19 protein-coding genes are annotated in these 22,613 nt (G+C 45.6%); 5 read left to right on the plus strand and 14 right to left on the minus strand.

Annotation, left to right across the window (positions count from 1 at the left end; genetic code table 11):
- Positions 1–53: 53 nt before the first annotated feature.
- The 5 genes from BM100_RS18080 to fbaA all read left to right on the plus strand — a co-directional run bounded on the left by BM100_RS18080 (position 54) and on the right by fbaA (position 6,735).
- A complete protein-coding gene (locus BM100_RS18080) occupies positions 54–575 on the plus strand; it encodes an O-acetyl-ADP-ribose deacetylase (RefSeq protein ID WP_092513506.1) in 522 nt (173 codons plus the stop codon).
- Positions 576–917: 342 nt separating this feature from the next.
- On the plus strand, positions 918–2,912 hold the full coding sequence (gene tkt, locus BM100_RS18085; protein WP_092513508.1) for a transketolase: 1,995 nt from the start codon (positions 918–920) through the stop codon (positions 2,910–2,912).
- A gap of 287 nt (positions 2,913–3,199) precedes the next feature.
- Positions 3,200–4,219, plus strand: a complete 1,020-nt coding sequence (epd, locus tag BM100_RS18090) for an erythrose-4-phosphate dehydrogenase (RefSeq protein WP_092513510.1) — start codon at positions 3,200–3,202, stop codon at positions 4,217–4,219.
- Positions 4,220–4,385: 166 nt separating this feature from the next.
- Positions 4,386–5,552 carry a phosphoglycerate kinase gene (gene pgk / locus BM100_RS18095; protein ID WP_092513512.1) on the plus strand — a complete coding sequence of 389 codons (1,167 nt, stop codon included), beginning with the start codon at positions 4,386–4,388 and terminating at the stop codon, positions 5,550–5,552.
- Between the two features lie 106 nt (positions 5,553–5,658).
- Positions 5,659–6,735 carry a class II fructose-bisphosphate aldolase gene (gene fbaA, locus BM100_RS18100; RefSeq protein WP_092513514.1) on the plus strand — a complete coding sequence of 359 codons (1,077 nt, stop codon included), beginning with the start codon at positions 5,659–5,661 and terminating at the stop codon, positions 6,733–6,735.
- A 151-nt stretch (positions 6,736–6,886) separates the two neighbouring features.
- Here fbaA and dtpB read toward each other — a convergent pair whose 3' ends face one another.
- The 14 genes from dtpB to BM100_RS18170 form a co-directional block, all read right to left on the minus strand.
- The gene (gene dtpB, locus BM100_RS18105; RefSeq protein WP_092513516.1) at positions 6,887–8,353 is read right to left on the minus strand and encodes a dipeptide/tripeptide permease DtpB; all 1,467 of its coding nucleotides are present in this window, start codon (positions 8,351–8,353) and stop codon (positions 6,887–6,889) included.
- A gap of 535 nt (positions 8,354–8,888) precedes the next feature.
- Positions 8,889–9,407, minus strand: a complete 519-nt coding sequence (gene hpaC, locus BM100_RS18110; protein ID WP_092513518.1) for a 4-hydroxyphenylacetate 3-monooxygenase, reductase component — start codon at positions 9,405–9,407, stop codon at positions 8,889–8,891.
- Positions 9,408–9,428: 21 nt separating this feature from the next.
- A complete protein-coding gene (hpaB, locus tag BM100_RS18115) occupies positions 9,429–10,991 on the minus strand; it encodes a 4-hydroxyphenylacetate 3-monooxygenase, oxygenase component (RefSeq protein ID WP_092513522.1) in 1,563 nt (520 codons plus the stop codon).
- A 547-nt stretch (positions 10,992–11,538) separates the two neighbouring features.
- The gene (locus tag BM100_RS18120; RefSeq protein WP_092513525.1) at positions 11,539–11,826 is read right to left on the minus strand and encodes a hypothetical protein; all 288 of its coding nucleotides are present in this window, start codon (positions 11,824–11,826) and stop codon (positions 11,539–11,541) included.
- A gap of 380 nt (positions 11,827–12,206) precedes the next feature.
- Positions 12,207–13,112 carry a 4-hydroxyphenylacetate catabolism regulatory protein HpaA gene (gene hpaA, locus BM100_RS18125; RefSeq protein ID WP_092513527.1) on the minus strand — a complete coding sequence of 302 codons (906 nt, stop codon included), beginning with the start codon at positions 13,110–13,112 and terminating at the stop codon, positions 12,207–12,209.
- 49 nt (positions 13,113–13,161) lie between these two features.
- A complete protein-coding gene (gene hpaX, locus BM100_RS18130) occupies positions 13,162–14,550 on the minus strand; it encodes a 4-hydroxyphenylacetate permease (RefSeq protein ID WP_244590724.1) in 1,389 nt (462 codons plus the stop codon).
- Positions 14,551–14,959: 409 nt separating this feature from the next.
- A complete protein-coding gene (gene hpaI / locus BM100_RS18135; RefSeq protein ID WP_092513529.1) occupies positions 14,960–15,763 on the minus strand; it encodes a 4-hydroxy-2-oxoheptanedioate aldolase in 804 nt (267 codons plus the stop codon).
- 210 nt (positions 15,764–15,973) lie between these two features.
- Positions 15,974–16,777, minus strand: a complete 804-nt coding sequence (gene hpaH, locus BM100_RS18140; protein WP_092513531.1) for a 2-oxo-hept-4-ene-1,7-dioate hydratase — start codon at positions 16,775–16,777, stop codon at positions 15,974–15,976.
- A gap of 63 nt (positions 16,778–16,840) precedes the next feature.
- Positions 16,841–18,310 carry an NAD-dependent succinate-semialdehyde dehydrogenase gene (locus BM100_RS18145; protein ID WP_092513533.1) on the minus strand — a complete coding sequence of 490 codons (1,470 nt, stop codon included), beginning with the start codon at positions 18,308–18,310 and terminating at the stop codon, positions 16,841–16,843.
- A 57-nt stretch (positions 18,311–18,367) separates the two neighbouring features.
- Positions 18,368–18,763 (minus strand): 5-carboxymethyl-2-hydroxymuconate Delta-isomerase, encoded by a 396-nt coding sequence (locus BM100_RS18150; protein WP_092513535.1) that lies wholly within the window; start codon positions 18,761–18,763, stop codon positions 18,368–18,370.
- Between the two features lie 23 nt (positions 18,764–18,786).
- Entirely contained in the window at positions 18,787–19,662 is an 876-nt protein-coding gene (gene hpaD / locus BM100_RS18155) for a 3,4-dihydroxyphenylacetate 2,3-dioxygenase (RefSeq protein ID WP_092513537.1), read from the minus strand.
- A 77-nt stretch (positions 19,663–19,739) separates the two neighbouring features.
- Positions 19,740–21,206 (minus strand): 5-carboxymethyl-2-hydroxymuconate semialdehyde dehydrogenase, encoded by a 1,467-nt coding sequence (gene hpaE / locus BM100_RS18160; protein ID WP_092513539.1) that lies wholly within the window; start codon positions 21,204–21,206, stop codon positions 19,740–19,742.
- The gene (locus BM100_RS18165) at positions 21,203–21,967 is read right to left on the minus strand and encodes a fumarylacetoacetate hydrolase family protein (RefSeq protein WP_092513541.1); all 765 of its coding nucleotides are present in this window, start codon (positions 21,965–21,967) and stop codon (positions 21,203–21,205) included. The genes hpaE and BM100_RS18165 overlap by 4 nt, the downstream gene beginning before the upstream one ends.
- Positions 21,964–22,596 carry a fumarylacetoacetate hydrolase family protein gene (locus BM100_RS18170; protein ID WP_092513543.1) on the minus strand — a complete coding sequence of 211 codons (633 nt, stop codon included), beginning with the start codon at positions 22,594–22,596 and terminating at the stop codon, positions 21,964–21,966. The genes BM100_RS18165 and BM100_RS18170 overlap by 4 nt, the downstream gene beginning before the upstream one ends.
- Positions 22,597–22,613: the final 17 nt, after the last annotated feature.

The raw sequence follows: 22,613 nt of genomic DNA on the forward strand, positions 1-22,613 counted from the left end.
ATCATACAGTCAATTCTCTGTCAGGCATATAAAAATGAAAGGGGCAAAACATAATGACTCAGAATAGAATTAATATTATTCAAGGTGATATCACTACTGTTCAGGTGGATGCCATTGTCAATGCAGCCAATACTTCGTTGTTAGGAGGCGGAGGGGTCGATGGCGCCATTCATCGCGCCGGTGGGAAATCCATTCTGGAAGAATGCAGGCAAATCCGTGCAAAACAGGGAGGGTGTGACGTCGGTGATGCTGTCATCACCGGGGCTGGGAATCTGCCCGCCCAATATGTGATCCACACCGTCGGGCCACGGTGGAATGGCGGATCTTCCAATGAGCCGGAATTGCTGAAAAAATCTTATTTAAGCTGCTTCAACATCGTTGAACAATACGATATTGAGACGGTTTCTTTTCCTAATATCAGTACCGGTATTTACCGTTTTCCGAAAAAATTGGCGGCTGAAATCGCTTTGGCTGCCATTCATTCGAGCTTGTCCCTCAATCCAAATATCTTACAAGTGAATCTGGTTTGTTTTGACGATGAAAATTATGGGATCTACCGTTCCCTTAATCAGTAATTGTTTTTGAATCAGCGTTATTATTACTTTTATATCATCATGTTAAATGAATAGGGTAACTGGCATTTTTAATCTTGATTAACCTATTGAGTATCGTGTTTAATACGTGGCTTTCCATTGCGCAAATCGTAATGTGAAACTATTTCTCATTGCGCAAGTCAGCCAGCCCTTGTTTGTACTGGCCTGAAAATTCAGAAAAACAACGGGGCAAATCAAAGAATTGATGCAAAATGGAAATTAAGATAGTTTTCCTTATCTGGCATTAATGATTGCGGTTTGTATGCTGCGCTGCGAAAATTAGTTCTTAGTTCACTAACGCTTTTATCCGACTTGGAGTAAAGAATGACCACTCGTAAAACCCTTGCTAATGCTATCCGCTTCTTGAGCATGGATGCTGTGCAGAAAGCAAAATCAGGGCATCCCGGCGCACCGATGGGAATGGCTGACATTGCTGAAGTGCTGTGGCGCAACTATCTGAATCATAACCCTTCCAATCCTGCCTGGGCTGATCGTGACCGCTTTGTGTTGTCTAATGGCCACGGCTCCATGCTGATTTACAGCTTGCTGCACCTCACGGGTTATGATGTTTCCATTGACGATTTGAAAAATTTCCGTCAACTGCATTCCAAAACTCCCGGTCATCCAGAATATGGCTATGCCCCTGGCGTAGAAACCACGACTGGCCCACTGGGGCAGGGTATCGCCAATGCGGTCGGTTTTGCGATCGCAGAGCGTACACTGGCAGCGCAGTTCAACCGCCCGGGTCATGATATTGTCGATCACTACACATATGTGTTCATGGGTGACGGCTGCATGATGGAAGGTATCTCCCACGAAGTGTCTTCTTTGGCCGGTACGCTGAAACTGGGCAAACTGATTGCTTTCTATGATGACAATGGCATCTCCATTGATGGTGAAGTAGAAGGCTGGTTCACCGATGACACCGCAGCACGTTTCGAAGCATACGGCTGGCATGTTATCCGTGGCGTGGATGGCCATGACTCTGACGCTATTGCCGCAGCGATTGAAGCAGCACGTAAAGAAACCGGCAAACCATCTTTGTTGATGTGCAAAACTATCATTGGTTTTGGTTCACCAAACAAAGCAGGCAAAGAAGAGTGTCACGGCGCGCCTCTGGGTGATGCAGAAATCGAAGCAACGCGTAAAGCTCTGGGCTGGGAACACCCTGCGTTTGAGATTCCTCAGGATATTTATGCTGGCTGGAATGCGAAAGAAGCGGGCAAAACTAAAGAAAGCGCGTGGGATGAAAAATTTGCTGCTTATGCAAAAGCACATCCGGAACTGGCTGCTGAATTTAGCCGTCGCACCAGCGGTGAACTGCCAGCAAACTGGGAAGCGGAATCTAAGGCATTCATCGAAAACCTGCAACAGAATCCGGCTTCCATTGCCAGCCGTAAAGCATCACAAAACGCATTGGAAGCATTCGGTAAAGTTCTGCCTGAATTCATGGGTGGCTCTGCTGACTTGGCACCAAGTAACCTGACCATGTGGTCTGGCTCCAAGCCATTGAATGAAGTGCAGGACGGCAACTACATTCATTACGGTGTGCGTGAATTCGGTATGTCTGCGATCATGAACGGTATCGCGTTGCATGGCGGTTTTGTACCTTATGGCGCAACCTTCCTGATGTTTGTGGAATATGCCCGTAACGCAGTACGCATGGCAGCACTGATGAAAATTCGCAGCATCTTTGTTTATACCCATGACTCAATCGGTTTGGGTGAAGATGGCCCGACCCATCAGCCAGTTGAACAAATTGCCAGCCTGCGCGTAACACCAAACATGAGCACATGGCGTCCATGTGATCAGGTTGAATCCGCAGTTGCGTGGAAATATGCGATTGAGCGCAAAGATGGCCCGACGGCTTTGATTTTCTCCCGCCAGAACCTGGCTCAGCAGGAGCGTACCGCTGAACAATTGGCGAGCATCGAGAAAGGTGCTTACGTCCTGAAAGATTGTGCAGGCCAACCTGAGTTGATCCTGATTGCAACGGGTTCTGAAGTTGAACTGGCTGTGAAAGCGGCAGAACAACTGAGCGCCGAAGGCCGTCAGGTGCGTGTGGTTTCCATGCCATCTACCGATGCTTTCGATAAGCAGGATGCTGCATACCGTGAAGCGGTACTGCCTGCGGCAGTTTCTGCCCGCGTTGCTGTAGAAGCAGGTATCGCGGATTACTGGTTCAAATACGTTGGCATTAACGGCGCGATCGTGGGTATGAATACCTTCGGTGAATCAGCACCTGCTGATGCCCTGTTCAAAGAGTTTGGTTTCACTGTTGAAAACGTAGTAGCCAAAGCGACTTCTCTGCTGAAATAATCGGCAAACAAGATCATAAGCGCATTCGTATCAATTTTTGAGCGAATGCGCTCTTTTTTTATTCAATTTTTACTTCATGATGTGATGGATGAGGCTTGCCATCCCACTTTTTTTTTCGTAATCTGCTTTCAGGCTGGCTGAACCGTTTCAGTAAGATGTGTTAATCCATGCGTAAAATGTCTTCTCTGTCACAATATAGTTAATTTTTTGATGAATCATCAGTACAAGGCGCTACAGCTCAGTTATCCTAAGCGGTTGCATGACTACAGAGAAATTCAGGGAGTAACATGACAATCAGAGTAGCGATTAACGGATTCGGGAGAATAGGGCGAAGTGTCTTGCGCGCACTCTATGAATCCGGGCGTCGAGCCGAAATTTCAGTAATTGCTATTAATGAGTTGGCGGGTGCAGAAGGCATCGCTCACTTACTAAAATATGATTCCAGTCATGGGCGTTTTGCGTGGGATGTACGCCTGAATAATGATTTATTGCAAGTAGGAGATGACAGTATTCGATTGTTTCATCAACCGGATATTTCAGCTTTGCCCTGGAAAGATTTGGGCATTGATATCGTGCTTGATTGTACGGGTATACATGGCGAGAGATCAGATGGGGAAGCCCATCTCGCCAGTGGTGCCAAAAAAGTTTTGTTTGCTCATCCGGGCGGAAATGATCTGGATGCAACCATCGTATATGGCGTTAATCACCTTTCATTGGTTGCAGAAGATCGTATCGTTTCCAATGCATCCTGTACGACAAACTGTATCATTCCCATCATTAAAGTGTTGGATGATGCGCTCAATATTGAATCTGGTACGGTGACAACCATTCATGCATCCATGAATGATCAGCCAGTGATTGATGCTTATCACCGTGATTTACGCCGGACCCGGGCAGCCAGTCAATCCATTATTCCCGTTGATACAAAACTGGCTGCGGGGATCACGCGTATCTTCCCCAAATTCAGTGATAGGTTTGAAGCAATTTCTGTTCGGGTTCCGACCATCAACGTGACAGCAATTGATTTGAGTGTGACAGTCCATGCTGCGGTAAATGTTGAAGATGTGAACCAACTCCTGCGAAAATCAGCGTCCAGAGAGTTTCATGGTATAGTGGATTATACTGATTTGCCGTTAGTTTCAACGGATTTTAACCACGATCCCCATAGCGCTATTGTGGATGGCACTCAAACGAGGGTCAGCGGGCATCACCTGATTAAAACCCTTGTATGGTGTGATAATGAGTGGGGCTTTGCCAACCGCATGATTGATACGACGTTGGCAATGGCTGCAACTGGCTTTAATTAATCATCTGTTGTGTCAGATTTTCTGTTGTATCAAGTGTTATACCTTATGAATTTCAAGATGCGTCGCAGCTAACAAAGAGACAACTTGAAAGACGGCGGGGTTATTGATAAACAGACACAGCAGAAGAATGAGTAATTTTATAGAAGAATCAATGAGAGGATTCACCATGTCTGTAATTAAGATGACTGATTTAGATCTGGCGGGTAAACGCGTACTGATACGTGCTGATCTGAATGTGCCTGTAAAAGATGGCAAAGTTACTTCAGATGCACGTATTCGTGCATCCTTGCCGACGATTGAGGCTGCGTTGAGTCAGGGAGCCAAAGTCATGGTTACTTCTCACCTGGGACGCCCGACAGAGGGAGAATACAACGAAGAGTTTTCATTGCAACCTGTCGTTGATTATCTGAAAGAGGCAGTCTCTTCTCCTGTTCGTCTGGAAAAAAATTATCTGGATGGCGTTGAAGTAGCGGAAGGCGAATTGGTTGTACTGGAAAACGTTCGCTTCAACAAAGGTGAGAAAAAAGACGATGAAACGTTGTCGAAGCAATATGCAGCGTTATGTGATGTGTATGTGATGGATGCCTTTGGTACTGCTCACCGTGCACAGGCATCAACTCACGGTGTTGCCAAATTTGCCCCGATTGCTTGCGCAGGCCCGCTGTTGTCCGGTGAGTTGGACGCTCTGGGTAAAGCGCTGCACAGTCCTGCTCGCCCAATGGTGGCGATTGTGGGTGGATCTAAAGTTTCGACTAAACTGACTGTGCTTGATTCACTGTCTAAAATTGCTGATCAGCTGATCGTGGGTGGTGGCATCGCCAATACTTTCGTTGCCGCAGAAGGACATAATGTGGGTCGTTCCCTCTATGAAGACGATTTGATCCCAGAAGCGAAAAAACTGCTGGAATGCTGTGATATCCCAGTACCGACAGATGTTCGTGTTGCGACTGAATTCTCTGAAACTGCTGAAGCGACACTGAAATCCACCAGTGAAATTAAAGATGAAGAACAAATCCTTGATTTGGGTGATGAGTCTGCTGAACGTCTGGCTGCTATCCTGAAAGATGCCAAAACCATTCTGTGGAATGGTCCGGTCGGTGTGTTTGAATTCCCTAACTTCCGTAAAGGAACTGAAATTATCGCCCGTGCGATTGCGGAAAGTGATGCATTCTCTATTGCCGGTGGTGGTGATACTTTGGCTGCAATTGACCTGTTCGAAATTGCCGACAAGATTTCATATATTTCTACTGGTGGCGGCGCCTTCCTTGAGTTTGTTGAAGGCAAGAAACTGCCAGCCGTTGTGATGCTGGAAGAACGCGCCAACAGTAACTAAGTTTGCATTAAATGAGTTTTGCAGTAACTGAGTTTTGTAGCAACCAAGCTTTGTGATAACAGGCAGCAATGGCTGCCTGTTCAATGTCAATACAGGACCACGTAACATGTCTAAAATTTTTGATTTCGTAAAACCGGGTGTCATCACTGGTGATGATGTTCAAAAAGTCTTTGCCGTCGCTAAAGAAAACAACTTCGCGTTACCTGCTGTTAACTGTGTCGGTACTGATTCCATCAACGCAGTGTTGGAAACGGCGGCAAAAGTACGTGCTCCGGTCATTATCCAGTTCTCTAACGGCGGTGCGTCTTTCGTTGCCGGCAAGGGACTGAAAGCTGAAGGTCAACAAGCAGCAATTCTGGGTTCCATTTCTGGCGCTCATCATGTTCATCAAATGGCAGAACATTACGGCGTACCGGTGATCCTGCATACTGACCACTGTGCACGCAAATTGCTGCCATGGATCGACGGTCTGCTGGATGCGGGTGAAAAACACTACGCACAAACAGGCAAGCCACTGTTCTCCTCCCACATGATCGATCTGTCAGAAGAGTCTCTGGAAGAAAACATCGAAATTTGCAGCCAATATCTGGCACGCATGGCGAAAATCGACATGACGCTGGAAATTGAGCTAGGCTGTACTGGTGGTGAAGAAGACGGTGTTGACAACACGCATCTGGATAGCTCTTCTCTGTATACTCAGCCAGAAGATGTGGCTTATGCTTATGAGAAACTTAACGCTATCAGCCCACGTTTCACCATCGCAGCCTCTTTCGGTAACGTTCACGGTGTATACAAGCCAGGTAATGTTAAACTGACGCCAAAAATTCTGCGCAACTCACAGGATTACGTTTCTGAGAAATTCAACCTGCCTCACAACAGCCTGGATTTCGTTTTCCACGGCGGTTCTGGCTCTACAGCAGAAGAGATTCAAGAAGCAGTCAGCTATGGTGTAGTTAAAATGAATATTGATACTGATACCCAGTGGGCGACGTGGGAAGGTATTCTGAATTACTACAAAAAGAACGAAGGCTACTTGCAAAGCCAGTTAGGTAACCCAGAAGGCGCGGATAAACCTAACAAGAAATACTATGACCCACGTGTTTGGCTGCGTGCAGGTCAGGCTTCCATGGTGGTTCGTCTGGAGCAAGCCTTTAAAGAATTGAATGCGGTTGATGTGCTGTAAATAAAACCGTGATTCATAGCTCGATTTATAGCTCTTTCTATAGCTGTATCTGACGGGCTATTCTAAAAAAATTCTCCGCCAATTCCATTTGGGAATAGGCGGAGAATTTTTTTTAACCGAGAATATTTTTAACTAAAAATAGCTGACCTGATTAGGCTTTCACTTCGCCTTTAATGATGCGATTCAGCCAAGGCACCATGATGGCCATGATAATAGTGACTATCAGGGTTGCCAATCCTATCTTACCAAACACCCCGGTATACAGCGGTAAGGTTTGCAGCGGGTTCGTCACGCCCTCTGGTGCCGCAGTAAAGGTAGCGACATAACTTCCCAGAATTGAAGCGGCCGCTTGTGACAAGAACCACATACCCAGAATAAAGCCAGTCAGGTAGCTGGGAACAAATGTGGCAACCATTGCCAGCCCAAGCGCGCTAATCATTAATTCCCCAACACTCTGGAACAAATACACCAGCACAATAAACCACGGGGATGTAATGCCATTTTCATCCGCAAATAAGCCGGAAGCCGCAGCAGTCAGAAAGCCAAGGGAGCACAGAAACATGCCGAAAGTGAATTTCGTTGGCATGGAGAAATCTTTACCTTTCGCCCCCAGTTTGGTGTAGATCAGCGCCAGAATAGGGCTGACAATAATGATCCAAAAAGGATTCAGGGCCTGAAAACTGATGGGATTGACATCGAATCCCAAAATCTGGTGGTGAACGTTGTTGATGGCAAAGAAGTTAAGGGAGGTCGGCATCTGGTTATACAGGATATAGAACACAATAGCTTGAAGCATCAGAATAAAGGCCACAAACATTTTATTGCGGCCGGCTCTGTCTTGCTTAAATGCCTGCCAGAAGAAGATGGCAACAACAACGACAGAAATTGTGGCTAGCGCGATATTGGCAATTTTTATGTTATGCAGCAACCAAGCACAAATGCCAATCATAGCCACTGAACCAACTAGAACTAAAAACAAGATCATGAAGTTAAGAGGGGCATGATCCGGATCTGAACCAATATTGCTGACCATACGGCGGCAAGCTAAATAAACCAGCAGAGCAATGATCAGGCCAATGCCACAGATATTGTAGGTAACGGCATAACCGTACTTTTCTGCAATGATGGGGGCAATGGAGAGGGATACTAAGGAACCAAGGTTAATGGACATGTAGAAGAGGGTAAATGCGCCGTCTAAACGAGGATCTTGCGGTTGGTAGCATTTTGCCAACAGGCTGGCAGGGTTGGCTTTGAAAAGGCCATTACCGACGGCTACGGTTCCCAATGCATAAAAGATCAATTCAGGCTCCATGATGGAAAGACCAATCATGAAATAGCCGATTGCCATGACTATCGCACCCAGGACGATGGTTCTCTTTGTTCCCAATAAATGATCGCCAACATAGCCGCCGATGGAAATGAGGCCGTAAACTAATGCAGTAAATGCACCAAAAGTAATGAATGATTGTGTTTCTGAAAATCCAAGTTGCTTTACGAAATAAACGGCAAGGATGCCTTGAACGCCGTAGAAACCAAAACGCTCCCATAATTCCACAAAAAAGATCATGAAAAAGGGTTTTGGTTGATCCATTAAACCGGCCGGAGCGGCTTTATTCATAGTGAATGCCTCTGTTAGCTGTCATTCTAGTGGCAATACATTTCAGATGATTATACTACTGTTAACATTTTAGTAACGTATTGTATTGCACGGGTTGTGATTTTGTTTATTTTTTCAGGGTGATCGTGAAGCGAGGGAGGTTAATATACTGGAATGGTATCTTCTCAACGATTGATCACACTAATGTAAAAAAGTAATACCAGATCTGACAGATTATTCACTAAATTAATATCAAAAATTATTAATGTGAAAGCTATATGTTCGCAAATAAATCAATTTGCATGATATTTAATCTGATCTGTTTATTGTTGCTTGAAAAGCAATCAAGAGAATAATAATGGAGATGGCATTAAATCAAAAAAGATATATATATTAAATTTTTGTTATTTATAATCTGATGCTTTGTTGACATTAGAACAGTAATTAATGGTTTTTTATGAAGGCCCTATGGTTCAAGAACCTTCATATCAGAAAGGGCTATTTATGCGGAGTCTTATATACTGCTGCTTTAAAAAGGCTTAAATGAAGCGTTATTTTAAGCACAGTCTGCCATGCTTTTATCCATCACTGGATGGAAATTACGCTTAAAGTAAATTAATCCGTGGCCCTCTTCGCGAACGATAATTTGAGATATTCCCACTAGATAGACATAGTGAGTGCCGACTTCCTGTACTTGTTCAATACGTCCTTCCAAGCTGGCAAGCGTCTCTTTCAACAGGGGCTGGCCCAAGGCCCCAGAATTCCAGACATTCCACTTAAAGCGGTCTTCCATGCTGACTCCAGTCATGCCTGCGAAATGACGAGCCATCAATTCCTGTTCATGGTTCAGGATATTGACACACAGATGGCGGTTGTCCTGAAGGATGGGATTCATAGCACTTTTGCGGTTGATACATACCATTAAAGTAGGAGGCGTATCTGTCACAGAGCACACTGCTGTTGCCGTCATGCCACTCCGTCCGGCGGGGCCGTCTGTGGTAATGATATTCACCGCAGCGGAAAGGCTTGCCATCGCATTCCTGAAATGCAAGCTACGTTCATTTTCTACAGACATAGTAGTCCTCCTGCTGCCGATTTATTTCAGCAGCTTATCTAACAGGTTAATATCGTGGTTATTGTGTAGATGAGGCTGAGTCCAACCATTTAAATCATAGTCCGAAAGGCAGTTATCGACTAATTCCATCATTTTTTTCATATTGCCGGAGCCATAGGCATGGCGCAGACATTGCAACCGGATTTCATCCTGACTGCCTGCATAATTGATTTCATATAGTTCATGGCGACCGCCAAATTCACTGCCAATAGCATCCCACATTAATTTCAGAATTTTGATTCGCTCGACATGGTCAATGCCATTAGAGCCTCGAACATATTTTTCCAGATACTTGTTAATTTCTGGATTTTGCATATCTCGCACACTGGACGGCAAATAAATCAAACCGCTGGTGACATTACTTTCAATAATGTTCTTAATTTTTGTATAAGCCATCGGAGCCATGACGCGATAAGTTTGTATCGCCTGAGTATCTGGCAGATAAGCGCCATTTTCCCAAGGCTTGGCTTCTGCCCACATGGCATCTGTCAGTGACCAGAATAAGTTGCGCCATGCGACAACTTCACCCAAATCGGCCTGAACGCCACGAAAATCCACCACGCCGGTACATTCAAGGCTCTTTTGCAACAAAGCGGTAATGAAATCCAGCTTCACGGCAAGGCGTACACAGGCTTGCATCGGGAACAGACGTGCAAAGCCACTTTGAACTGCCCAATTACGTGCGCGGTCAAAATCGCGATAAATTAACACGTTTTCCCACGGAATTAATACCTTATCCATCACCAGAATGGCGTCATTTTCATCGAATCGGCTGGAAAGGGGGTAATCAAAAGGTGCTCCGGTCGCACCAGCCACGAGTTCATAAGACGCGCGGGAGATTAATTTCACACCATCGGCATCCATGGGAGCAACAAACATCAGGGCAAAATCGGGGTTATCCCCCATCACTTGCGCGGAGCCAAAACCGATAAAATTATAGTGAGTCAGTGCTGAATTGGTTGCGACAACTTTGGCTCCACTGACAATAATGCCGGCATCTGTCTCTTTTTCTATTTGGATAAAAACATCTTTTACCTGATCGGCGGGTTTGTGGCGATCAATGGGCGGATTAACAATGGCATGATTAAAATAGACACAACTTTCTTGGATACGTTTATACCAGAGACGGGCATTGTCAGCAAATTGCCCATAATATTCAGGATAGGCTCCCAATGAACAACAAAACGCGGCCTTGTAGTCGGGGGAGCGCCCCATCCAGCCATAATTCAGGCGTGACCACTGTGCGATGGCATCGCGTTGTTGACGGATCTCATCCGAACTGGTGGCAAAACGGAAAAATTTGTGAGTATAGCCACCATTGCCGGTATCGGTATTCCAACAGAGTGCATCATGAGTTTCCGGAGCATGAAGGGCATCATACAATTGCCCGATTGAAGCCGCCGCATTACGGAACGCCGGATGCGTCGTGACATCCTTGACTCTTTCACCATAGATGTAAATTTCGCGGCCATCTTGAAGTGAACTCAGATACTCTTTACTGGTAAACGGACGTTTATAATCTGCACGCAAATCTTCTAGTTTCATGGCTACCTCATTATTGACATAATTCCCGATTTGACCTTGTTATTTATATGGGAATTAAATGTTAATTTAATGTTTCTTTACCTTAAATGATTGAAGCATTAAATAAATTTAATTGAAGAGATGATTAGAAGGTTTTCGAGTACTTTTCGTTAAAAATTGATTATTTGTCTTTTAAATGTGATTTATATTTCTTTTTAATGGTTATTATTCTATGAATAATAATACCCAATTGATTTTATTATCAATGATGTCTATATTTTTAGGTAACTGTTGGTATGGTGATAAATTCTTTTGGGTTATGTAACATAATAGAATAAAATATTTCTCTATTTATAAGGGTTATACCCTATTAACTCCAAGTTTCAGGAAGCAACGTATTATCATCCCGCGTCGCGGGATGATAATACATGCACCTTGAAGTACGACGCGTATAGATCATTGATATGTTGCCAAGTAATTATAATGTATTGGAACTTGATTAATATTTGAAATATCACTTATTTTTAAGTGATAAAGCATGAATTACATACTCTATCACTTTAACTTTTTATCTTAATATCTTCTCAAAGGATAAAATTTCCTCTTTGATTATGGGTAAATATATTTCGTCGAAATAATTACTATCTTTTACTTTGCCATATAACTCTTCTAATGTTTCTAAAATAGATGTAGTGGCAATGAGTCTCGTTGTGGAATATCCAGTAGATTTATGTACTTTATTAATATCATCTTCAATACTAACAGTTAACATAAATACGTCAAATCTAGTATTAACCAAATCAAATGGAACCGATAATCTACACTTAATATTGTAAGTGGAATAATGAACACCCATTTTAACACCTCATTTTTTAATAAAGTTATACTACTATCAGATGATGTAATATCTTAGGAGTCATAGGCATGATACAAATAATAATGACGACATGTTTTATTTTTTAACCTCTAACTTTTTTTAACGAAAGTTTTATAAAGATATAGATAAAATAAAAATCACTCAGGATAACTTATAGGATGCTTAAATCGGAATCTATATTAAATGGTTCTATTTAGATGATAAGTGTATTTGATATAAATTAAATGCTCTTTTTTAAAAGAGGTGTATTTCCCATCTTTGTTTAAATTTTTTCAGGGATGATATGATTTGCTGAGCTTAATTTTATGATGAATTTATTTATTAATATTGCCTTCAATTCAAAATTTGAAGGCAATATTTTATTCTGTGGCAATATACTTTTCCCGCCACACACTGGGAGAACTTCCCACCAATCGATTAAAAAAACGGGCAAAATAAGCAGGATCTTTAAATCCAAGTTGATAGGCTATTTCAAACACAGGGCTATCGCTAAACAGCAGCAGTCGTTTTGCTTCCCGTAATTGACGATCGAAAATAAGCCGTTTTGGCGGGCGATTGGCAAACCGTCGGCACATATCTTTTAGGCGTGATTCTGTAATTCCTAATTGTTCCGCATAATCCGGAACAGTAAGATGCAGGCGAAAATGTTGATCAACCAATTGGTTAAAACGCTGAAATAGTTTTAATTCCCCTCTTAGCCCGCCAGCACGATGATCTTCAAGAGGAATGCTGCGCAATAAAAAAGTAAATAAGGATTGAGCCAGAAATGCCAGCGATTGTTCACGCCCTGCGAATTGGTTCACAGATTCACGTTCAATCAATGCCCAATAGTGATTGAACGCCTCCAGCTCATCGGGTTTATCTGCCACAGAAAGGCAGATGGCAGGGATTTCAACTAATTCCCGATGTGTTGGATAAAGTGAGCTGAGTAATGGGGTAATCAATTCTTGACGAATAGTCAGCACATGGCCGTCAGTATCTTCTTGAGTAAAAAAAGCATGGGGAACGGAAGGCGGCGTCAGGATAAACAACGGTGCCTGAACAGAATAACGTTGTTCATCCAGTTGCAGCTCAATCCGCCCTGTCACCAGATAATGCAATTGGAAAAAGTTGTCATGTCGGTGTGCCTGCATATCACGACCAAAAAATGCTGCCAGGCGGCCGAAAGTTTGGTAGTGAACATCATCCGAACCCTGCGTTTCATCATAATCTTTGCTGATATCGATATTGGCGATAATGGGTTTGATTACATTGGATGCAGACATCAATTTTTCCTTTTTATATTTTGTTGATGATTCGGCATTTTCTCTTTGTTTACGGAGTGGTTTGTGATCTTAAGTGCTTCATGGGGATCGCTAAAACCATTAAAGCCCCGATGATCAGCAATCCTGCGATAAAATAGAGTCCTGCATTAAAGCTGCCGGTCAGATCTTTCAGCCAGCCGATCAACAGAGGGCTGACGGCAGATCCGATATTTCCCGTTGCATTAATCACAGCGATCCCGACTGCACGGGCGCGTAAACTGATGGATTGATCCGGCGTTGTCCAAAAGACGGCCATGGCTGTAAACGATCCGGTTGAAGCCATGATGATCCCCAGCAGTTGAATCAGGCTGTTATCGGTCAGTGAAGTTAAAATCCAGCCTGCGGCCGCAAACAGGTAGGGCAGGGCGGTATGCATTTTGCGCTCTTGCAGGCGGTCAGAGCGCCGACTCCAGTAAATCATGCCCAAGATGGTGCAAAATTGCGGAATGGCCGTAAGAATACCGATGACTACGTGGCTGCTGCCCTGATTGAAGCTTTGCATGATCTGGGGCGTCCAGATGTTAATGGCGCTCAGGGTGTTAGTCAGGCAGAAATAAGCAAAGGTATACATCAGGACAATTGGGGTAAAAACTTCACGCCATAAACTGACTTTTGGCACGGAAAGTTCATTGTTCTGTGCCAGAGAAAGCCTGTCGTTTTCCATCATCTCCTGAAGGCATTGTTTGTCCTCACGAGTGAGCCATTTGGCTTTATCCGGAGAATCAACCAGATAAAACCACACAACGAAGCCAAGCAAAACAGAGGGAAAGCCTTCCAGTAGAAACAACCACTGCCAGCCATGCAGATTCCAGATGCCGTCCATTTCCAGAATATAACCGGAAATCAACGAGCCGAATGCCATAGTCACAGGCATGGCTATCATAAACAGGGCATTGGCGCGGGCGCGATAATAGGCAGGAAACCAGTAAGTCAGGTAAACCAGAATGCCCGGCAAAAAGCCCGCTTCTGCAATGCCGACCAGCATACGCAGGATATACAGGCTGGTGGGGCCGGTTGCAAACATCGTTGCCGTTGAAGCAATTCCCCATAACACCATAATGATCGCAATCCAACGGCGGGCGCCCACAATACCCAACATGATATTGCTGGGAATACCGAAGATCACATAAGTGGCATAAAACAGGGTAGCCGCCAGCCCAAACATGGTGGATGTCAGGCCAAGATCTTTACCCATTGTTAAGCCGGCAAAGCCAATATTGATGCGATCGAGAAAAGAGAAGACAAACAGGACGAAGAGAAAGAAGATCAGACGGCGAAATAATTTTTTAATGACTTGCTGTTGTTGGGCGGTAAATTTTTGGTGCTGATGGGGCGAATGGTTTAAATCTGGTGGACTGCCTGATCCTGATTGTGGAATGGTGCCAGATGAAATGCTCATTGTCGTTTCCTTTTTTATTGTTATATCCCCTGCGTTTTTCAAGTTGCTTCTTTGTTGGTGGTGCTTATTTTTCCCTGTTACCGGTTTGAAACATACGGCTATTTATGCACACGGGGTTTCATGAACGTCTTTTGCTTTTCACTTAAGGCCAGCCTTGGGCTGAACAAATTTATTTCCGACGAATTTGCCGTTCCCCTTACCACCGCGATACAACTTGAAATCCATTGGGCATGGAAAATACTGCTTGGAAAACTATTATCAGGAACTTCAATTGCAATGGCGGGTGCCGTATTAACACCCGCCTTTTATATTCTGTCGTCTTTCAAGTTGCGGCTTTGTTGCAGCACCTTGAAATCCATTGGGTATAGAAAAATCACAGCAGTAACAACAGCATTGTTTGTATTGGATATTAATAAGTATCTGATGATGGCTTCTGTCCTTGATTGGCCTTATCGAAATGTTTTGCCAGAGCGGTGGCCCCGCTTGCCAGCAACGTAGTATCAACCCCCACGGCAATAAACAGTACGCCCATATCAAGGTAATGTTTGGCTATCTCAATATTGGTCATCAAAATACCGGCTGCTTTACCTGACTTTTTAATCTGGGTAATGGCTTGTTCAATTGCTGACTTAACGTCAGGATGTTGGGGATTATTAATATGCCCCATGTCTGCGCTAAGATCCGAAGGGCCGATAAATACGCCATCAACACCTTCGACGGCGGCTATTTCCGCTATATTGTTTAATGCTTCACGCGTTTCTACTTGAACTAACACGCACATTTCATCATTGGCGCGAGAGAGATAATCAGGAATGCGATTCCAACGTGCGGCCCGTGCCAGTCCACTGCCTACGCCGCGAATGCCGGCTGGTGGATAGCGGGTAGCCCGAACAGCTTGGCGAGCCTGCTCTGCATTTTGGATCATCGGTATCAGTAGCGTTTGCGCACCAATATCCAATAACTGTTTGATTATTACCGGATCATTCCACGGCGGACGAACAACAGGGTGGCTTGGATAAGGGGCAACGCTCTGTAACTGGGAAAGAATGGTCGGAATATTGTTGGGGGCATGCTCACCATCAATCAATAGCCAGTCAAATCCTGTCCCAGCCAGAATTTCTGCACTGTAACTACTGCATAGTCCAAGCCATAAACCAATTTGAGGATGCCCGGCTTTTAGTGCTTGTTTAAATTTATTCGTTAATTGATCCATGAGATTTTCTCTTCGTTTTCGTCGTGTTTCCAGTCGCCTGTTTGCTGGCGGCATTCCTCATTTATTCCGGTTGTTATTTCTATAACTGAATGTTTTGTAAAATAATATTTTTAAAAACACACGGTTGTTTATATTCCCGGAGAGTTATTTCCTTGCCGCTCCGCACAACTCGAAATCCATAGGGTACTGACAGTAAAATTGAAAAATGTTTTAAACAAAATGGCAGCTAATTGCGCCAAGGACACCATAATCCACATGAAAGGTATCCCCCTTGCGGGCGGGAATAGGTCGGGTAAAAGAGCCGGACAGAATGATTTGGCCTGCTTCAAGTTGGACACCATGTTGTGCCAGTTTATTGGCAAGCCATGCAACCCCGTTGGCGGGATGATTGAGAACCGCGGCGGCGACACCGGATTCTTCAATCACACCATTGCGGTAGAGCAGGGCGCTGACCCAGCGCAAATCCAGCTCATCCGGTTTTATTGGGCGGCCCCCCATAATGACACCGCCATTGGCGGCGTTATCAGAAATCGTGTCAAACACTTTGCGCGGGCGCTGGGTTTCAGGATCAATGTTGTGGCAACGGGCATCAATCAGCTCCAGCGCCGGAATAACGTAATCTGTCGCATTATAAACATCAAACAGCGTACAGTTCGGGCCGCTCAGAGGTTTTGCCAGCACAAACGCCAGCTCAACCTCAATGCGCGGCACGATAAAACGCTCGCAAGGAATGTCACTTCCGTCTTGAAAGAACATATCATCCAGCAAGGAGCCATAATCAGGTTCATTAATCTGTGAACTGGCCTGCATCGCCTTGGACGTCAATCCAATCTTGTGCCCTTTGAGGACTCGGCCTTCCATGATTTTCAAATTTACCCATTCACTTTGAATGGCGTAAGCATCCTCAAATGTTATCTCTGGATAATCCAACGAGATTTGGCGGATTTGCTCACGATTTTTTTCTGCCTGATGTAAACGGCGTGCAACCTGTGATATGACTTCTTGCTGTAGCATAGAATCCTAAGCTCCTTTAGTGACTAATCAACCAAAAGCGTCTGATCAATCCAAATTGTTTGATCAATCAATCGTGTCTAATCCGCCAATACAGAGGTATTTCACTTCCAGGTAATCTTCGATGCCGTAACGCGAACCTTCGCGTCCCAGCCCGGATTGTTTTATACCGCCAAATGGTGCGACTTCGTTAGAAATTAAGCCTTCATTGATACCTACCATACCGCTTTCCAGCGCTTCTGCCACACGGTAAATCCGGCTAATGTCACGAGAGTAGAAATAGGCGGCCAGACCAAATTCAGTGTCGTTGGCAATGCGGATGGCTTCATCTTCATCACGGAATTTAAACAACGGCGCTAATGGGCCGAATGTTTCCTCATGAGCGACTTGCATCGTTTCGGTGACATTTACCAACACGGTCGGCTCAAAGAACAGCCCTCCCAGCGAATGAGACTTTCCGCCCGTCAGGATGCGGGCGCCGTTGGAAACAGCGTCGCTGATGTGTGCTTGTATTTTATCTACTGCGGCCTGATTGATCAGTGGCCCCTGCTGTGAAGCTCTGTCACTGGCTGGGCCAACGTGAAGCTGTTTCACTGCGTTTGCCAAACGCTCGGCAAATGCGTCGTAAATACCTTCCTGAACCAGAATACGGTTGGCGCAAACACAGGTTTGCCCACTGTTGCGGAACTTAGCGGCCATTGCCCCTGCGACTGCGGCATCAATATCGGCATCGTCAAACACAATGAAAGGTGCGTTGCCACCCAATTCGAGGGAAAGTTTTTTTACTGTATCGGCACTTTGTGCCATCAATAACTTGCCAACGCGGGTAGAACCGGTAAACGAAAGTTTGCGTACAATGGGGCTTGCCGTCATTACGCCGCCAATTGCTTTGGCATCCATTCCTGTCACGATATTCAAAACACCAGCAGGAATACCGGCTTGTTCTGCCAATGCCGTCAGTGCCAAGGCAGAAAGCGGTGTCTCCGCAGCAGGTTTCAGTACAACCGTACAACCCGCAGCCAGCGCCGGGCCAACTTTACGGGTGATCATTGCATTGGGAAAATTCCACGGAGTAATTGCAGCCACAACACCAATCGGTTGTTTGATGGTGGAAAGGCGGCGACCCGGCATCGGAGAAGGCAGTGTTTCACCATAGATACGCTTGCCTTCTTCTGCAAACCACTCAATAAAGTTGGCTCCGTAAGCAATTTCCCCCATCGCTTCTGCATGGGATTTACCTTGCTCTGCACTTAAAATGGTGGCCAAAGCACTTTGGTTTTCCATAATCAAGTGGAACCACTGCATGAGTTTTTGGCTGCGTTTTCTTGCAGTCAGTGCCCGCCAAGCAGGCAGGGCATGTTGGGCAGCGTCAATGGCACATTGAGTCTCTTTGGCACCCATATCACTGACATTGGCAATCACTTCACCATTGGCCGGATTGGTCACTTCAAAGGTAGCTTTGCTCTCGGCATCAACCCATTGACCATTGATATAAGCCTGTTGGCGCAGCAATGATGTCTTCAGATGATTTGTCATGGTTTCCTCTTTAACTTACAAAAAAATGAACTTTAGTGTGCCAAATTATGCCACCTATTATTGCGGTTCTTTTGCTTTAAACAGGCTATGAACGTTATTGGATTTATAATTAAGCACAGGATCGAGTTCTTCCATGCTGAAGGATAGACCAAGATACCGCTGTGCCATTAAATCCGCAAAATGCGCCTTAATTAAGGCGAATAACATCTCCCCAACTTTTTGCTGATCTTCAAGACTGCGCCCGGCACCAATTTTCAGTGTCATGTGAACAAACGCATAGTCTTGCTTGCCATCTGCCATTTGCCATGTATCTAACCAAATGGCACGACTGCGGATACCGCCCACTGGGAAAATTCCGGTATCTGTCAGCGCTTGATTTACTTTGGCAAACAACGCCGGCAGTTTTGCAACTTCACGTATATTTTCAGTACATTCAGCATAAAAATGTGGCATGGTTTATTCCTGTCAAAAGCGGGTTAAGGGCGATGTTCATTTGCAGTATAGTCTGGCAACGGGAAAACAGCATTAACCTGTCCGGTGCCTGAACTGGCAAACAATTCCGTCAAAAATTCCACCTTACCGTCATAGTTATCCCAGCCGAGCAGGCCGAGCAGCATGACCGTGTCGTGCATATTGCCTTCACCCCGACAATATTGCGCATATTCCGGCAGCATCTTGCAGAATTCTTTGAACTTGCCTTCTTTCCAAAGCTGTACAACCCGGCGATCCATTTGCTCATCAAATTCACGGGTATAGCTGTTCATGCCTTCTTCGGCGCGCTGATCGTCAATAAAACTGTGTGAAAGCGACCCGCTTGCCAGCACGGCAACGGTACCATCGTATTTCTCAATGGCGCGTAGAATCGCCTGACCCAATTTGCGGCTATCTTCAAAAGCATGAACAGTACAAAAGGCGGAAATCGAAATTACCTTGAAATGGCGGTCGCTGTTCATGTAGCGCATTGGAACCAGCGTGCCGTATTCCAGTGTCAGGCTGGGGATTTCATGGGATTGAGCGCGAACACCCATCTGGCGGGCTTCTTCCGCAATCATTCTGCCCAGTTCAGGGTTGCCGTCGTATTCATAGGTCATATCGCGGATGAAATGCGGTAATTCATTGCTGGTATAGATACCGGAAAAATGGTCGGAACAGTTAATGTGGTAAGCGCTGTTAACCAACCAATGGGTATCAAACACGATAATGGTATCGACGCCCATTTCACGACAACGGCGGCTTATTTCTTTGTGCCCGTCAATTGCGCCTTGCCGGCAGCCATGATGCTTGCCGGGCAATTCAGACAAATACATAGAAGGTACATGAGTAATTTTTGCTGCTAACGCTAACTTTCCCATAAATCCTCACTTGATATCAGGGTCGAGAACGGTGGTTAACGCTGAGATTGCCCGTATTCCTGATGAACTTTGATTAGTTAAATTCCCCAACGAGGAATAGGATGCTCTCCCATTGAAATGCAAACATTCTTCACTTCGGCAAAGACTTCAAAGCTGTATTCCCCACCTTCGCGCCCAACACCGGAGGCTTTTATGCCACCGAATGGCTGACGCAGGTCACGGACATTCTGTGAGTTGACGAATACCATGCCCGCTTCAATGCCACGGGCCAACCGCAGGACCTTGCTGACATCTTGTGTCCAGATATAGGAGGCAAGGCCATATTCCACATCATTTGCCATTCGCAATCCGTCTTCTTCACTCTTGAATGGCAGCAGGCAGGCGACAGGGCCGAAAATCTCTTCCTGTGCTACGCGCATGCGGTTACCCACATCAGCCAAGACAGTAGGGCGCAAGAAATTGCCGTTCTTTAAATGATCTGGTAAATCGGCTGGTTTATCGGGGCCACCTGCCAGCAGCGTTGCGCCTTCTTCGATCCCCAGGCGAATATAGTTGGAGACTTTTTCCCAGTGCTGGCGAGTGATAAGGCTACCGACCTGCGTATTGGGATCTTGTGGATCGCCGACACGCAGGCGATTGGCGCGCTCTGCAAAACGTTTGACGAATTCGGGATAGATGCTTTCTTGAATGAAAATACGGGAACCTGCGGTACAGCGTTCGCCATTGAGGGAGAAAATAGTGAACAAGGCGGCATCCAGAGCACGTTCGATATCCGCATCTTCAAAGATAAGGACAGGGGATTTTCCACCCAATTCCATAGAATATTTTTTCAGCCCGGCATTTTGCATAATCAGGCGGCCGGTTGCCGTTCCCCCCGTAAAGGAGATGGCACGCACATCATGATGTTTCACCAGTGCGTCGCCTGCGGTGTTGCCATACCCTTGCACCACATTCAGTACCCCGGCCGGAATACCTGCTTCCAGCGCCAGTTCTCCCAAGCGATTGGCGCTCAATGGCGAAAGTTCAGACATTTTCAGGACGGCGGTATTTCCCAGTGCCAGACAAGGAGCGACTTTCCATGTTGCGGTCATGAACGGCACGTTCCAAGGGGAGATAAGCGCACAAACCCCGACCGGCTGGATCAACGTATAGTTGAGCATCTTGTCATCGACGGGATAAGTACGCCCGTTCATCTGCTGGCAAACTTCAGCGAAAAAATCAAAGTTCTGGGAAGCTCGGGGAATCAATACATTTCGTGTCTGGTGGATGGGCAGGCCGGTATCCTTGGTTTCCATCGCAGAAATATCAGGAACATTTTGGTCAATCAATTCCCCCAGACGGCGCATCAAGCGCGCACGTTCCTTCATTGGTGTATTTGCCCATTTGGGAAAAGCGTCTTTGGCGGCGGCGACCGCTTGATCTATCTCTTCTTGCCCACCAGAGGCAACGCTGGCCAGCACTTCGCCGGTCGCGGGATTAATGGTATCGAAATAGTCTTTGCTGGCGACGTTTTTGCCGTTTATCCAATGATTGATGGTATTCATGACAAACTCTCCTCATATTCTTGCTGGCTGACAATGTGATTGACCAAACGCCCCACACCTTCAACTTCCACAATAACTTCATCTCCCGGCACAACATCGGACAGCCCTTTGGGCGTGCCTGTGGCGATCATATCTCCCGGCTGGAGCGTCATAAAATCACTGAGGTAGGCTATCAGGAAAGGAATATCAAAGATCAAATCGGCAGTTGTACCCTGCTGGCGAAGTTCGCCATTCACCCATGTTTTCAAGCAAAGATCATGGGGATCGGGGATCTGGTTTTTGTCGACGATCCACGGGCCTATGGGAGTCAGGGTATCGCGGCTTTTTACACGTAAATTGGGTCGGTAATAATTCTCCAGATAATCGCGGATAGCATAGTCATTGCATACGGTATAACCGGCAACATAATCCATGGCATTTTCTTTGGAAACTTTGTAAGCGGGCTTGCCGATAACGACAACCAGCTCTGCTTCATAATGCATGTATTCCACATTATCGGGACGAACGGAAACCTGACGATGGCCTGTTAAGCTATTGGTGGCCTTGATGAACACCAGAGGCTCTTCCGGCGGCTTGAATTCCAGCTCCGTAGCGTGGTCGGCATAATTTAGCCCTAACGCGAACAGGGTTCCGTTGGCTGGGGGAAGCCATACAACCTGTTCACCGTGTATTGTACTTCCGTCAGGCAGAATGACATTTTCCTGCTCATCAATGGTGACGTCCAAATCTTGGCCTTGATAATGAATCTTTGCCTGCTTCATGACTGGCCTCCTGCTAACACAACAATGTTGTCCAGATTGGGAAAACCCTTAGCCTTAACAGTTAGCTTATCGGTTGGGCGGAGTGTCACGCGTTGATGAGGGGTGCCCAGTAAAATGATATCGCCGGCTTTCAAGGTAGCGAACTCACTCAATGCGGATAATAATTCCGGTGCGGAACGGACAAGATCACGGGTTGACCAGCGATCGACTTCATAGCCATTGATCTCAGTCACGATATCAAGTGATTCTACCGAGCTGGTTTTGATCATTTGACCTATCGGGCAAAAACCATCCCGACATTTTGCTTTAATGGCCGGACGGTAAAATGATGTTTCTGGTAAGCTGACTTCATTTGCCAATGCATAGCCGGCAATATACTGATTGGCATCTTGCACAGATATTTTGCGTGAAGTTTTGCCAACGAAAAGTGCCAGAGTTGCACCGCTTTGTACCGTTTCACCAATGGGATGAGGGATCACATCTCCGGAACCGATCACGGTATTGCGTGGTTTGATAAACCAAATTGGAGTTTTTGGTGGGGTCTTATAAGGTGCTTCGTGAAATGCCTCATGCCAGAAATCGAGCTGGCTGTTATGATTGAGGGCTACGGCAAAAACAGTACCTTTCATTGATAACTCCCTGATAT

Source organism: Xenorhabdus mauleonii (genome assembly GCF_900113945.1).
GTDB classification, from domain to species: Bacteria; Pseudomonadota; Gammaproteobacteria; order Enterobacterales; family Enterobacteriaceae; genus Xenorhabdus; species Xenorhabdus mauleonii.

Coding starts and splice junctions, on each gene's coding strand:
- BM100_RS18080 (WP_092513506.1), top strand. CDS start 54: ATGACTCAGAATAGAATTAATATTATTCAAGGTGATATCACTACTGTT.
- tkt (WP_092513508.1), top strand. CDS start 918: ATGACCACTCGTAAAACCCTTGCTAATGCTATCCGCTTCTTGAGCATG.
- epd (WP_092513510.1), top strand. CDS start 3,200: ATGACAATCAGAGTAGCGATTAACGGATTCGGGAGAATAGGGCGAAGT.
- pgk (WP_092513512.1), top strand. CDS start 4,386: ATGTCTGTAATTAAGATGACTGATTTAGATCTGGCGGGTAAACGCGTA.
- fbaA (WP_092513514.1), top strand. CDS start 5,659: ATGTCTAAAATTTTTGATTTCGTAAAACCGGGTGTCATCACTGGTGAT.
- dtpB (WP_092513516.1), bottom strand. CDS start 8,353: ATGAATAAAGCCGCTCCGGCCGGTTTAATGGATCAACCAAAACCCTTT.
- hpaC (WP_092513518.1), bottom strand. CDS start 9,407: ATGTCTGTAGAAAATGAACGTAGCTTGCATTTCAGGAATGCGATGGCA.
- hpaB (WP_092513522.1), bottom strand. CDS start 10,991: ATGAAACTAGAAGATTTGCGTGCAGATTATAAACGTCCGTTTACCAGT.
- BM100_RS18120 (WP_092513525.1), bottom strand. CDS start 11,826: ATGGGTGTTCATTATTCCACTTACAATATTAAGTGTAGATTATCGGTT.
- hpaA (WP_092513527.1), bottom strand. CDS start 13,112: ATGTCTGCATCCAATGTAATCAAACCCATTATCGCCAATATCGATATC.
- hpaX (WP_244590724.1), bottom strand. CDS start 14,550: ATGAGCATTTCATCTGGCACCATTCCACAATCAGGATCAGGCAGTCCA.
- hpaI (WP_092513529.1), bottom strand. CDS start 15,763: ATGGATCAATTAACGAATAAATTTAAACAAGCACTAAAAGCCGGGCAT.
- hpaH (WP_092513531.1), bottom strand. CDS start 16,777: ATGCTACAGCAAGAAGTCATATCACAGGTTGCACGCCGTTTACATCAG.
- BM100_RS18145 (WP_092513533.1), bottom strand. CDS start 18,310: ATGACAAATCATCTGAAGACATCATTGCTGCGCCAACAGGCTTATATC.
- BM100_RS18150 (WP_092513535.1), bottom strand. CDS start 18,763: ATGCCACATTTTTATGCTGAATGTACTGAAAATATACGTGAAGTTGCA.
- hpaD (WP_092513537.1), bottom strand. CDS start 19,662: ATGGGAAAGTTAGCGTTAGCAGCAAAAATTACTCATGTACCTTCTATG.
- hpaE (WP_092513539.1), bottom strand. CDS start 21,206: ATGAATACCATCAATCATTGGATAAACGGCAAAAACGTCGCCAGCAAA.
- BM100_RS18165 (WP_092513541.1), bottom strand. CDS start 21,967: ATGAAGCAGGCAAAGATTCATTATCAAGGCCAAGATTTGGACGTCACC.
- BM100_RS18170 (WP_092513543.1), bottom strand. CDS start 22,596: ATGAAAGGTACTGTTTTTGCCGTAGCCCTCAATCATAACAGCCAGCTC.